Raw genomic sequence first — 12,780 nt, 5'->3', positions numbered from 1 at the left:
GTAACCGCCGTGTAACCAGGTGCGTGGCTACCGCGCGTCCCAGAGGAAACCCAGCTCCAGCTCGAAGGCCTCGAAGGGCTCCGCGCGAACCCTCGCGTTCGCCTCATGAATGACGGGTGGGGCGTAGCTTCGTCCATCGAGGCGATGGACCTCCAACGTCCTGGCTATCGGATCGATGATCCAGACATGGCGCACGCCTTCGCGGGCATACAGGGGCAGCTTCAACGAGCGGTCCAGTCGCGACGTGGAGGGGGACAGCACCTCGCAGACCCAGTCCGGGACGACCGTGAAGCCGACCGTCTGCGGAAGCTCTGTCATCCGCTCACGTCGCCAGCCCGCGACATCCGGGACGAGGACATTTCCCCCGAACAGATGAAGCTCCGGCTCGTCCAAGATGAACCAGCCTCCAGGCCCGCCCCGTCCCCGGTCGAACGGTCCGCTCAACTCACCTCCCAGCCGGGACGACGCCAGCGCGTGCCGCGGTGCTGGCCGAGGGCTGACGTGCAGTTCCCCATCGATGAGCTCCCCGACCACCGTCTCGGGAAGCGCCTCCAGGTCCGCATAGGTGGCCGGTTTCTTGTCCATGACGTCCCCATATCCATAAGCCTCGCCGCCCAACCCCAGTTCCATGGTCATGCGAGGGGAATAACATCGGGGTCTGACGCGTGAGGGTGTCCATGTCGCTACCGCCCTCCCAGGTTGTATCGGCTGGACGGCGGACGCAAGGGGGGCGCTACACCGCCACCCGGCTCGGGCCACGCGCGTGCACGTCGTGCAATCACGCGGCCAGTGAGCGCCACGAACCAGGCACCGCCGACTCAGGCGCTCCGGAGCATCAGCCGCTCCACGACGGAGCGCACCTCGCGCAGCCGCGCGGGGTCCGTCACGGCGACAAAGATGGTGTCGTCGCCAGCCACCGTGCCAGCGAGCCCCGGCACCTCCGGCTCTCGGTCCAACGCCAACGCCAGGGCGGGCGCATAGCCAGGCCCCGTCTTCACCACGAGCATGTTCGGCGGAGCCTCGATGATGCTGACGCGCTGCCGCTCGGTGGCCACCACCGGCTCCATCGACGCGCGCTGATAGCGCCCGCCGACCTTCTGCACGCCCAGCTTCTTCAGCCGCCGCGACAGCGTGGACTGGCTCGGGGCCTGCCCTTCCGCCTCCAGCAGCTCCTGCAAGACCGCCTGATCGCTGATCTCCCGCTCCGAGATGAGCCGAAGGATTTCGTCGTCCAGGTTCATTCCCACCACCATGCATGCGCGTGAATTTCCATGCAAGGAACCCGCATGAAAGATTGCGGGAACATTACCCTTGCGCGTCGCGTCTTTCTGCATAATATCCGCGCCCCATTCGCGGAAATGCACGCATGCTGGTGCATATTCATCCACCTATGCATCCGGTCCAGGCCGGGGAGCGCAGGCCCATGAAGCACGTCACGCACATCAAGGATCTCGGCCCCGCGGGTGTAGAGGCCATCCTCGCGCAGGCCGCGGCCTGGAAGCAGACGCCTCCGGGTCGTCATCTGGAGGGGAGCATCCTCGGGATGGTGTTCTTCAACCCGTCGCTGCGCACGCGCACCTCGTTCGAGGCGGTGATGCTGCGCGGGGGTGGCAACGCCATCATCCTGGATGTCGGCTCGGGCGTGTGGAAGCTGGAGCACCGCGAGGGCGCGGTGATGAACCTGGACCGGGCCGAGCACCTCAAGGAGGCCGCGCCCGTCCTCTCGCGCTTCGTGGACATGCTGGGCGTGCGGACCTTCTCGCAGGGTGGCGGCGACGAGGAGGACGAGGTCGACCCCATCATCAACGCGTTCCGCAAGTGGGCCACCGTGCCCGTGGTCAGCATGGAGTCCGCGCGCGAGCACCCGTGCCAGGGCCTGGCGGACATGCTGACCTTGCGCGAGACGTTCGGCACCACGAAGAAGCTGCCCGTGACGCTGACGTGGGCGCCGCACATCAAGCCGCTGCCCAAGGCGGTTCCCAACTCGTTCCTCCTGAGCGCGGCGGCGGCCGGCTGTGAGGTGCGCGTGGCGCATCCTCCTGGCTTCGAGCTGCACCCCGCGGTGCGCGCGGAGGCGGAGGCGTACGCCAAGGCCACCGGCGGCAGCATCACCTACACCCACGACCAGGACGAGGCGCTCGCCGGCAGCCGCGCCGTCTACGCCAAGTCGTGGGGCCCGACGGCCGCCGCGGCCTTCTCCCCCAACGACGTCACCGCGCTGCTCGCGTCGTATTCCGGGTGGATGCCCACGCTGCGCACCATGGCGAGCGCGGCGAAGGATGCCGCTTTCCTGCACTGCCTCCCCGTGCGTCGCAACGTGGAGGTCGCCGATGAGGTCCTGGACCACTCCAGCAGTCGCGTGGTGGACGAGGCGGGCAACCGCTTCCACGTCCAGCGCGCCCTGCTCCACTGGATGCGCTCGCAGTCCCGCTGAGCGGCGCCACCCAGGCGCGCCTCTCCCCTTCTCTTCATTTCGAGGTCTCCCGTGCCCTTGTCACCCGACCCGTACTCCGCGCTTCGCAACGCCGCGCGCTATGTGCAGCAGTTCCGCCGCAAGACGTTCGTCGTGAAGCTCGGCGGCGCCATGCTGAGCGACCCGCGCCTGCGCCGCTCCGCGTGCGAGCAGATTGCCCTGCTGTGGACGTTCTCCATCCGCCCCGTCGTCGTGCACGGCGGCGGGCCCGAACTGGACACGCTGTGTGACGCCCTCCACCTGCCGGTGGAGAAGGTGGCGGGCCGTCGCGTGACGTCCGCGCCCGTGCTGGACGCGGCGAAGATGGTGCTCGCCGGCAAGCTGCACACGGACCTGCTCGCGGACCTGCAGGCGGCGGGCGTGCCCTCCGTGGGCCTGAGCGGCGTGGACGCCGGGCTCATCAAGGCGCGCAAGCGTCCTCCCGTCATGGTGACGGAGCCGGGGGCCACCGAGGGCCGGCTGGTGGACTACGGCCTCGTCGGCGACATCGAGGCGGTGGACACGCGCGTGGTGGAGCACCTGCGCTCGGCCGACTACGTGCCTGTCATCGCGCCCCTCTCCGGCGGCGCGGACGGCGCCGTCTACAACACCAACGCGGACACCGTGGCGGCGGCGCTGTCGGTGGCGCTGTCGGCGGAGAAGCTCTTCTTCCTCGTCCAGGTGCCGGGCCTGCTGCGCGACTTGAATGACCCGACGTCGCTGGTGACGCTGGCGAACCTGACGGACCTGGCGACCATGGAGAACACGGGCGCCATCTCCGGCGGCATGCGTCCCAAGGCGCACGCCATCCGCCACGCGCTGGTGGGCGGCGTGGGCAGCGTGCATCTGGTGAGCGGCGTGGCACCCAACGCGCTGTTGGAGGAGGTCTTCACCAACGAGGGCAGCGGGACGATGGTGGTGCGCGAGAAGGCGCCGAAGAACGCGGGGAACGGGGGATGAAGGCGGCGGAGCTGCTCCAGGCGCTGGTGGCCATCCCCAGCGTTTCGGGTGACGAGCGACTCATCGCGGACACGGTGTCCGGGTGGGCGGAGGGCTGGGGTGCGCGCGTCCAACGGAAGGGCCACAACGTGTGGTTCTCCGTGGGAAGCGGGCCACGCCGGCTGCTCGTCAACTCGCACCTGGACACGGTGAAGCCGTGCGCCGGGTGGACGTACGCGCCCCACGCGCCCGAGTGGCGTGAGGACCGCCTGTACGGCCTGGGCAGCAACGACGCCAAGGGCTGCGTGACGGGGATGCTCGTCGCGGCCCGGACGCTCCTGAAGGAAGGTCCGCCCACGGGTGGAGAAATCGTCTTCGCCTTCACCGCCGAGGAGGAGACCGGAGGCCAGGGCCTGGGCACGCTGCTGCCGGACCTGGGGCCGCTGGACGCCGCGGTGGTGGGCGAGCCCACGAGCCTCAAGCCCTGCACCGCCCAGCGGGGCATGCTCCTCTTGCGCTGCACCGCGCACGGCCGCAGCTCGCATGTCGCGCACGCGCACAACGCGCAGGCGGTGAACGCCATCCACGTCGCGGCCGGAGACATCTCCACGCTGGCGGAGCTGCGCTTCCCGTCCCACCCGCTGCTGGGTGAGGCGCGGGCCCAGGTGACGCAGATTTCCGGAGGGCTGGCGCGCAACCAGGTGCCGGACGCCTGCGAGTTCTTCGTGGACCTGCGCACCACGCCGAGCATGGACCACGCGCAGGTGGCGACCCAGCTCGGTGGCGTGTTGAAGAGCGAGGTGAAGGTGCACTCGGCGCGGTATCTGCCGAAGGCGACGCTGTCGCATCAGCCCATCGTCCGGGCGGCCATCGCCGCGTCGGGCGAGGAGCCCGTGGGCTCCAGCACCACGTCCGACTGGGCCTTCCTGGGCGAGCTGCCCACGGTGAAGGTGGGTCCCGGCGACACCCTGCGCAGCCATCTGGCGGACGAGTTCATCACCCTGGCGGAGCTGGAAGCCGGCGCCGCCTTCTACACGCGCCTTCTGCGCGGCTACTTCGAGGAGGTGGCCCGTGGCTGAGACTCTGTGGGGCAAGGGCGCCGCGCTGGACGCGGTCATCCACCGGTTCACCGTGGGCGACGACCCCGTCGTCGACCTGGCGCTGACGCCGCACGACGCGCTGGGCAGCGCCGCGCACGCGCGCATGCTGGGCAAGGTGGGCCTGCTCAAGCCCGAGGAGTCCCGGGCGCTCGTCGGCGCTCTGAAGACGCTGCACGACGAGGCGCGCGCGGGCCACTTCACCATCCGCCCCGAGCAGGAGGACGGCCACACTGCGCTGGAGGCCGCGCTGGTGGAGCGCGTGGGCGAGCCGGGCAAGCGCATCCACCTGGCGCGCTCGCGCAATGACCAGGTGCTGCTCGCGGTGCGCCTCCTCCTGCGTGAAGAGGTCCTCGCGCTCGGCGCGGGCGCGGTGAAGCTGGCGGAGGCCTTCCTGGACTTCGCGCAGGCGCACGCCCACGTGGCGATGCCGGGCTACACCCATCTGCGGCGCGCCATGCCGTCGACGTTCGGCATGTGGGGCATGGCCTTCGCGGAGGGTCTGTTGGAGGAGCTGGAGGCGCTGCGCGGCGTGTGGGGACGGCTGGACCGCTGCCCGCTCGGCGCCGCCGCGGGCTTCGGCGTGCCGCTGCCCATCGACCGCGAATACGTCGCTCAGCTGCTCGGTTTCAGTCGGGTGCAGAGAAGCCCCATCGACGCGCAGAACGGACGCGGCCGTCACGAGTCCGCGGTGCTGGCCTGGGCCTGCAGCGTCGCGGGCACGCTGGAGAAGTGGCTGTGGGACGTGCAGCTCTACAGCACGGACGAGTTCGGCTTCCTCGGGCTGCCGGATGCGTTCACCACGGGCTCGTCCATCATGCCGCAGAAGAAGAACCCGGACGTGGTCGAGCTGGCGCGCGGGCGATGCCGCGAGCTGCGAGGACTGGCGCACCAGGTGGAAGCGGTGGCGGGCGGCCTGCCCTCCAGCTACCACCGCGACTTCCAGTTGCTCAAGCGCCCCACCTTCGCGGCGCTGGCGTCCAGCCGTGCGCTCCTGGACGTGCTCGCCCGACTGGTGCCGGTGCTCCAGGTGAAGGCGGACGCCGCCGCGCGCGCTTGCGACGACACGCTGTACGCGGCCCACCACGCCTACACGCTGGTGGCCGGAGGACAGGCCTTCCGCGACGCCTACCGGCAGGTGGGCCGGGAGCTTTCGGACGGCACGTTCCACCCGGACCGCGAGGCCCTGACGGCCACCCACCTGGGTGGCGCCGGAAACCTGGGGCTGCCCCAGGCCCGTGAGGAGCTGGCCGCCGCGCGCGCCTGGCTCGACGACACCCACCGCGCCCTGGCCACGGCCACCGCGCGAGTGTGGGACGTATGAACGCCTTCCCCGTGAGGAGTGACGACATGAGCAAGAAGAACGTGGTGCTGGCCTTCTCCGGCGGACTCGATACCGCTTTCTGCACGGTGTACCTGCGCGAGCAGGGCTACGCCGTCACCACCGTCACGGTGGACACGGGCGGCTTCCCGCCCGAGCAGCTCGCGAGCATCGCGGCCCTGTCCGCGAAGCTGGGCGCCGTGGAGCACATCAAGGTGGACGCGCGCGGCACCCTCTTCCAGGGCTACCTGCGCTACCTCATCGCCGGCAACGTGCTCCGCGGGCAGCTCTACCCCCTGAGCGTGTCCGCGGAGCGGGCGTGCCAGGCCGTGGAGGTCGTCCGCGTGGCGCGCGAGAAGGGCGTGCAGTCGCTGGCGCACGGCAGCACCGGCGCGGGCAATGACCAGGTGCGCTTCGACGTCGCCTTCCGCTCGCTGGCCGGTGACTTGGAGCTGCTCACCCCCATCCGCACGCTGGGCCTGAGCCGCAAGGAAGAGCTGTCCTTCCTGGCCGAGCGCGGCGTCCACATGCCGCCGAAGCTGGGCTCCTACTCCGTCAATGAGGGCATGTGGGGCACGTCCGTGGGCGGCAGCGAGACGCTCAACTCGTGGAGCGCGCTGCCCGAGGCGGCGTTCCCCTCCGGGGAGATTCCCACCGACTTGAAGCCTCGTCCCCTGACGGTGGGCTTCGAGCAGGGCATCCCCGCGTCGCTGGACGGCAAGGCGCTGGGGCCGGTGGAGCTGGTGGAGGCGCTCAACGTGCTGGGGCGCCAGTACGGCATCGGCCGGGGCATCCACCTGGGCGACACCATCCTCGGCATCAAGGGCCGCGTGGGCTTCGAGGCGCCGGCCGCGCACCTGCTCATCACCTCGCACCGCGAGCTGGAGAAGCTGGTGCTGTCCGGCAAGCAGCTCTTCTGGAAGGAGACCGTGGGCAACCTCTACGGCTCGCTGCTGCACGAGGGGCACTTCTTCGACCCGCTCGTGAAGGACCTGGAGGCGTTCCTCACCTCCTCGCAGGACCGGGTGACGGGCGAGGTGCGGCTCGTGTTGCACCCTCGCTCCATCGTGGTGGAAGGCGTGCGCTCGCCCTATTCGTTGATGGACGCGAAGGTGGCGACGTACGGGGAAGCGAACGTGTTGTGGACGGGCTCGGAGGCCGCTGGCTTCGCCAAGCTGTACGGCGTCGCGCAGATGCTCTCGCACCGGGCGAAGGGAGGCTGACATGAAGGTCTTCGTCGACAAGGTGGGAAGCGTCACCCGCAACCTGGGCCTGGGGCGCACCGTGCACCTCACGCCCGAGGTCAAGGCCGAGGAAGGCGCCGTCATCGCCATCCGCATCCACGGTGAGAAGACGGTCTACAACCAGCTCGAGGACGTCCACGGGCGCCTCGTCACGCTGCACGCGGGCGACATCATGGTGGGCGCCCTGGGGCACCGCAACGCGCTGCACGGCTACGAGGGCGTGGTGCCGGAGTCCGTCACCGTGGGTCAGCGGCTGCACGTGCTGAACATGGGCGGCGTCATCGGCAAGTGCACGTCGCACAACCCCGGCGTGGGCATGCCCTTCGAGGCGGAAGTGCTGGGCCAGGTGCTCGAGTTCCCGGAGCTGATGTCGCGCAACGGGCAGCCGGCGCACGTGATGTCCGGCGCGCTCAAGGGCACGAACGTGGCGGTGAAGTGCCCCGTCGTCTACGTGGTGGGCACGTGCATGAACGCGGGCAAGACGTTCGCCGCCAGCGCCATGGTGCGCAGGCTTGCGCAGGCGGGCTACCGCGTGGGCGGCGCGAAGCTCACGGGCGTGTCGCTGATGCGGGACACGCTGAGCATGCAGGACTCCGGCGCGGACGTGGTGATGGACTTCACCGACGCGGGCATCGTCTGCACGGGGCCGCGCACGGCGGCGCGCGTGGCCAGGGTGCTGTTCTCCGAGCTGGCGGTGTCCGACGTGGACGTCATCGTCGCGGAGACGGGCGACGGCATCATGGGTGAGTACGGCGTCCAGGCGATTCTGGCGGACCCGGAGCTCAAGGCCCTCGCGGGCGCGTGGGTGATGTGCGCCAACGACCCGGTGGGCGCGGCCGGCGGCGTGCGGCACCTGAAGGAGACGTACGGCATCGACGTGGACGTGCTGGCCGGTCCGGCCACGGACAACGCGGTGGGCGTGCGCTTCGTGGAGCAGGTCGTGGGCGTGCCGGCGCGAAACGCTCGCGCGGACCCGGCGGCGCTGGGTGGTCTCATCCTGGAGAAGCTCTCGCCGAAGCTGGGCGCGGGGAGGAAGTCATGACGCGGGCGCATATCTACATCCTGGGGGCCTCCGGTTTCGGCGGAGGCGAGCTGTTGCGGATTCTCTCCGGGCACCCGGCCGTGGCCGGCATCCGCGTCGTGTCCCGGCACCACGCGGGCGAGCCCGTCCACAAGGTGCATCCGCATCTGCGCGGCCTGGTCGACGCGAAGTTCGAGGCGGAGCCGGACTGGCGCTGGCTCGCGGACTCGCAGCAGCCCGTGCTGTTCAGCGCGCTGGGTCACGGTGAGCTGGCCACGCAGTTCCTCGGCCTGGAGAAGAAGTGGGCCGAGGTGGGGCTCGCCGACCGCCTCCTGCTCGTGGACCTGTCCTCCGACTTCCGGTTGGACCACCCAGGACGGTACGCGGGCGCCTATGGCAAGCCGCACCCCGCGCCGGACCTGCTGGGCACCTTCACCTACGGCCTCACCGAGTGGAAGCGCGAGGAGATCAAGGGCGCCAGGCGCATCGCCAACCCCGGCTGCTTCGCCACCGCGGTGCAGTTGGCGCTCTTGCCCATCGCGTCCACGCCAGGCCTGGGCCTGCTGGCCGTCTCCGGTGTGACGGGCTCCTCCGGCTCCGGCTCGCTGCCGGGCGAGGGCACGCACCACCCGACGCGCGCGCACGACTTCCGCGCGTACAAGCCGCTGGAGCACCAGCACGAGGCCGAAGTCGAGGTCATGTTGGTGGCCCACGGCGCGCAGCGCCACCGGCTGGCCTTCGTGCCGCACTCGGCGCCCATGGTGCGCGGCATCTTCGCCACCGTGCAGTTCGAGTGGCCCGAGCACGGCGGCGCGGTGGTGACGCAGTCGCTGACGGACAAGTTCCGCCGCTATTACGAGGGCTCCAAGTTCGTCCGCATCGTCGAGGGCACTCCGCGCGTCGCCGCCGTCACCGGCAGCAACTTCTGCGACATCTCCGTGGCGACGAAGGGCCGCTCCGTGGCCGTCATGGCCGCGCTGGACAACCTGGTGAAGGGCATGGCCGGCCAGGCCGTGCAGAACTTCAACGTGTCCCTCGGCTTTCCCGAGGACACCGGGCTGCGTCAGGCCGCCTGCTACCCGTGAACGACGCCGCGCCCGCTCCGGTGGCCTCGGAGCGGGCGCGGTGGCCCACGGCCTGCTTCGCCGCGAGGGCTAGAGGACGCGGGTGATGGTGAGCTGAGCGATGCCCCCCAGCGAGGACACACCCGCGGGGTTCAGGCAGGCCAGGTTCAACAGCGCCGTCGTGTAGACAATCGACCAGGTCGCGGTGGAGCCGTAGTACTTCCCGTGCAGCACCGTGCCCGCATAGGTCACCACCGTCGTCAGGCCCACGACGCCGACCTCGACCGAGGTGTAGTCGAACCGGGACGTCTCTCCGGTGTTCCAGGTGATGGTGGCCTCGCCGGCCCCCGTCGTCAGCGGGCTCGAACACGTCAGCCCCGTCTGGAGGTTGGGGCCCGTCGATACGCTGCCGTTGAGGACCACCTGTCCGAGCACCGTCAGGCAGTTGCTGAAGGCCGAGGCCGTCGACACGTTGATGTTCTGCGGATTCATCGTCGCCGCTGGCGAGAAGGTCCGGGTGGACGTCCCCAACTCACAGATGACACTCACCGGCTCGACAGCGAGGGCCGAGCCCACCGGAGAGGCCAGCACCGCCAGGAACGCACCTCTCAGCAGCACGCTCCCGAGACGACGCACGTTTCCACCGGCAACCATATCGTCCATTTTCATGATGTCTCCAATGACTGGGTTCAGGCCGGCCAAGACACCCACGCGAAGGCAGACGCCCTCCCAATGACTGTCATCCAGCCCGGCGCCACTCTGGCGACTGGGAATGACGTCAGCAATTGAACCTGAGGGTACGGGTACACCAACGCCGTGCCGGGAGTGCGGGCGATGACGTTGCCCGCAATCAGCGCTGTCAGGCTTCACCTGGGGCTCGCGTCTGTTTCACTCAACGCCCCCACTTCCTTCCAGGCACCGCCCATTCTCGGGCGAGCGTCCCGCCGGGAGCACGTCAGGCCGCGCTCGAGTTCGCGTCGGAGGAGGCCCGCCCGGCAATCCCCGCCGTGCGCCCTCCACGAAAGCGGTGCCCATGCCTCGACGCTCCCGTCCTGCAAGTGCCCTCGTCTTCGGTCGCAATCCCTCTCAGTACGACACATTCGACGTGGAGGCCGAAGCCGCGGAGTCCCTGGGCCTCGACACGTATCAGGTGGACCTGGCCGCCCTCCTCCATGGCAACCTGGAGCGCGCGCTCGACGCGGTACCGGAACATGGAACACTCCGGCTGCTCTACCGGGGGTGGATGCTCACAGAAGAGGAGTACGGCGCGCTCGACGAGGCCCTCTCCGAGCGCGGCCACCGGCTGCTGACCACCCCCACGCAGTACGCCGCCGCAATGTACCTGCCGAACTGGTACCCCCGCCTCGCCCGCTACACCGCGCGCTCCATCTGGACCGAAGGCACGGACGCCCAGGAGGCCTGGCGAGCCGCCCAGGAGCTCGGGCCTGCTCCGTACATCCTCAAGGACCACGTGAAGTCCGCCAAGGAGCGCTGGGAGGAGGCCTGCTTCGTCCCGGCTGGCGCCACGCGCGAGGACTTCGAGCGAACGTGCGCCAACCTCGTGGAGGAGCGTGGTGAACGCTTCGAGCGGGGACTCGTCGTCCGGAAGTACCTGCCCCTCAAGGTCTACGGCAGGATGCCCACCGGCCCCGCGCACCTGGAGTTCCGCCTCTTCTTCGGACACGGCCGCCTGCTCGCGGCCGAGCCGTACCACGAGTTCGACGTCGAGGTTCCGGACTTCACCGCCTTCGAGCCCCTGGGCCGCCGCATCGACTCGCCCTTCTTCTCCCTCGACGTCGCCATGCTGGAGGACGGCGGCTGGGCCGTCGTCGAGGTGAATGACGGCGGCGTCTCCGGCCTGCCTCCGGGGTTGGACCCTCGCGCCCTCTTCGAGCCCCTGCTGGGGGCCGGGTAGCCAGGCACCCGCCACGCCGGCCCCACCCAGGAGCAACCTTCGCGACGCGCTCCTGGGTTATGGTGCGCAAAGGTTTGACGTCAAAACAGGCAAGGAACGATGCACTTCGAATTGGCCTTCGTCCTCATCTTCGCAGTCGCGACCGCGGTGGCCATCGCGGCGCGGTACTTCAAGATTCCCTACACGGTGGCCCTGGTGGTGGCGGGGCTGACGTTGGGTGCGGTGCATCTGTTCGAGCCGCCGCATCTCACCAAGGAACTGCTCTTCGCCATCATCCTGCCGGGCCTCTTGTTCGAGGCGGCGTTCCACGTCGAGTTCCGCAAGTTCTGGAAGAACAAGCTGACCATCCACGCCATGGCGATTCCGGGCGTGGCGGCCTCGGCGGGCCTGACGGCGCTCATCCTCTCGGAGTGGGTCGAGGGAATGAACGTGGTGAGCGGCTTCGGGATGATTCCGGCGATGGTGTTCGCGGCGGTCATCGTCTCGACGGACCCGATTGCCGTGGTGGGGTTGTTCAAGACGCTCGGCGCACCCAAGCGCCTGCTCATCCTGGTGGAGGGAGAGAGCCTGCTCAACGACGGCACCGCCGTGGTGCTCTTCACGCTGGTGGTGGGAGTGGCGATGGGAGGCCAGTTCACCGTGGGCGGCGCGGTGATGGACTTCATCAAGGTCGCGGGCATGGGCGTGCTGGTGGGCAGCGCGGTGGGGTATGCGGCGGCGCGGGTCATCAAGCGTGTGGATGACGCGATGGTGGAAATCACCTGCACCGTCATCGCGGCGTACGGCTCGTTCGTCATCGCGGAGAACTTCCACTACTCGGGCGTCATCGCGACGGTGGTGGCCGGCATGCTCTGTGGCAACTGGGCCACGCACGAGGGCATGAGCCCCACCACGCGCGTCGCGGTGGAGAGCTTCTGGGAGTACTGGTCCTTCGCGCTCAACTCGGTGGTGTTCCTCCTCATCGGCCTGGAGGTGAACCTGTCGTCGCTGCTGGCGTCGTGGAAGCCGATTCTGGCGGCCTACGTGGCGGTCATCGTTGGACGGGCGGTGGTGGTGTACGGCGTGTCCGCGCTGCTGAGGCTCACGTCGGAGCGCATGCCCTGGTCCTGGAGCGCGGTGCTCACCTGGAGCGGCCTGCGCGGCGCCATCTCCATGGTGCTGGTGCTCAGTCTTCCGGCGGACTTCGACCACCGCGAGCTCCTGGTGAACATGACGTTCGGCGTGGTGGTGCTGTCCATCGTCTTCCAGGGCCTCTCCATGGCGCCGCTCCTGCGCAAGCTGGGCATCACCGGCCTGAAGGACGCGTACCAGGAGCAGTACGAACTGGCGCGCGGCCGGCTGGGCGCCATCCACGCCGCGATGGCCGCGCTCGAGGCCCTGCGTCGCACGCGCGAGATTCCCGCCGACGTGCTGACCCAGTTGGAGAAGGACTACCAGGAGAAGGAGCGCGTGACGGAGACGGAGCTGGCGCAGCTCAAGCAGCAGTCGATGCGCTTCCACGAGGAGGAGCACCAGGAGGCCGTCCGCCGCATGCTCATCGTGGAGAAGGAGTCGCTGCTCAAGGCGTACCAGTCCGCCGCCATTGGCAAGGAGGCCTTCGAGCGACTCACCGCGGAGCTGGATGAGCGCATCGCCCATGCCGACGCCGCGGAGATCCACACGTCGGTGCCCGCCACGCCCGCCGGGGCCGTCGGGACCTGACGTCAGGCGGTCCTCGCGTCACGGGT

At 69.5% G+C, this 12,780-nt stretch carries 12 protein-coding genes; 9 read left to right on the top strand and 3 right to left on the bottom strand.

The window, feature by feature from the left end:
- Positions 1 to 27: 27 nt before the first annotated feature.
- On the bottom strand, positions 28 to 585 hold the full coding sequence (locus HR086_RS08475; RefSeq protein WP_174453465.1) for a Uma2 family endonuclease: 558 nt from the start codon (positions 583 to 585) through the stop codon (positions 28 to 30).
- A gap of 233 nt (positions 586 to 818) precedes the next feature.
- A complete protein-coding gene (locus HR086_RS08470) occupies positions 819 to 1,253 on the bottom strand; it encodes an arginine repressor (protein WP_141643548.1) in 435 nt (144 codons plus the stop codon).
- 170 nt (positions 1,254 to 1,423) lie between these two features.
- Between HR086_RS08470 and HR086_RS08465 the strand changes: the two genes are divergently transcribed.
- Genes HR086_RS08465 through argC form a run of 7 tightly spaced genes read left to right on the top strand, consistent with a single transcriptional unit; the run spans position 1,424 to position 9,159 of the window.
- Positions 1,424 to 2,434: an N-acetylornithine carbamoyltransferase gene (locus tag HR086_RS08465; RefSeq protein ID WP_141643549.1), complete on the top strand. Its 1,011-nt coding sequence runs from the start codon at positions 1,424 to 1,426 to the stop codon at positions 2,432 to 2,434.
- A gap of 51 nt (positions 2,435 to 2,485) precedes the next feature.
- Positions 2,486 to 3,412 carry an acetylglutamate kinase gene (argB, locus tag HR086_RS08460; RefSeq protein ID WP_141643550.1) on the top strand — a complete coding sequence of 309 codons (927 nt, stop codon included), beginning with the start codon at positions 2,486 to 2,488 and terminating at the stop codon, positions 3,410 to 3,412.
- Positions 3,409 to 4,470, top strand: a complete 1,062-nt coding sequence (locus tag HR086_RS08455; protein WP_174461268.1) for a M20/M25/M40 family metallo-hydrolase — start codon at positions 3,409 to 3,411, stop codon at positions 4,468 to 4,470. The genes argB and HR086_RS08455 overlap by 4 nt, the downstream gene beginning before the upstream one ends.
- A complete protein-coding gene (gene argH, locus HR086_RS08450) occupies positions 4,463 to 5,812 on the top strand; it encodes an argininosuccinate lyase (protein ID WP_174465323.1) in 1,350 nt (449 codons plus the stop codon). Before HR086_RS08455 ends, argH begins: the two co-directional genes overlap by 8 nt.
- A gap of 26 nt (positions 5,813 to 5,838) precedes the next feature.
- On the top strand, positions 5,839 to 7,032 hold the full coding sequence (gene argG, locus HR086_RS08445) for an argininosuccinate synthase (protein WP_174453461.1): 1,194 nt from the start codon (positions 5,839 to 5,841) through the stop codon (positions 7,030 to 7,032).
- Position 7,033: 1 nt separating this feature from the next.
- Positions 7,034 to 8,095: a hypothetical protein gene (locus tag HR086_RS08440; protein WP_141643554.1), complete on the top strand. Its 1,062-nt coding sequence runs from the start codon at positions 7,034 to 7,036 to the stop codon at positions 8,093 to 8,095.
- Positions 8,092 to 9,159 (top strand): N-acetyl-gamma-glutamyl-phosphate reductase, encoded by a 1,068-nt coding sequence (argC, locus tag HR086_RS08435; protein WP_141643555.1) that lies wholly within the window; start codon positions 8,092 to 8,094, stop codon positions 9,157 to 9,159. The genes HR086_RS08440 and argC overlap by 4 nt, the downstream gene beginning before the upstream one ends.
- Positions 9,160 to 9,228: 69 nt before the next feature.
- On the opposite strand, the gene HR086_RS08430 is transcribed toward argC, so the two are convergent.
- Positions 9,229 to 9,807, bottom strand: a complete 579-nt coding sequence (locus HR086_RS08430) for a hypothetical protein (RefSeq protein WP_174453460.1) — start codon at positions 9,805 to 9,807, stop codon at positions 9,229 to 9,231.
- Positions 9,808 to 10,171: 364 nt separating this feature from the next.
- Here HR086_RS08430 and HR086_RS08425 point away from each other — a divergent pair, with 364 nt between their 5' ends.
- Together HR086_RS08425 and HR086_RS08420 are read left to right on the top strand one after the other, a co-directional pair.
- Positions 10,172 to 11,053 (top strand): ATP-grasp domain-containing protein, encoded by an 882-nt coding sequence (locus tag HR086_RS08425; protein WP_174453459.1) that lies wholly within the window; start codon positions 10,172 to 10,174, stop codon positions 11,051 to 11,053.
- A gap of 99 nt (positions 11,054 to 11,152) precedes the next feature.
- Entirely contained in the window at positions 11,153 to 12,754 is a 1,602-nt protein-coding gene (locus HR086_RS08420) for a Na+/H+ antiporter (protein ID WP_141643558.1), read from the top strand.
- The last annotated feature ends 26 nt before the right edge of the window (positions 12,755 to 12,780 follow it).

Origin of the sequence: Myxococcus sp. CA039A, assembly GCF_013336645.1 — a bacterium.
Classification (GTDB): domain Bacteria; phylum Myxococcota; class Myxococcia; order Myxococcales; family Myxococcaceae; genus Myxococcus; species Myxococcus llanfairpwllgwyngyllgogerychwyrndrobwllllantysiliogogogochensis.
This window is presented reverse-complemented; position numbering and strand designations above follow the sequence as displayed.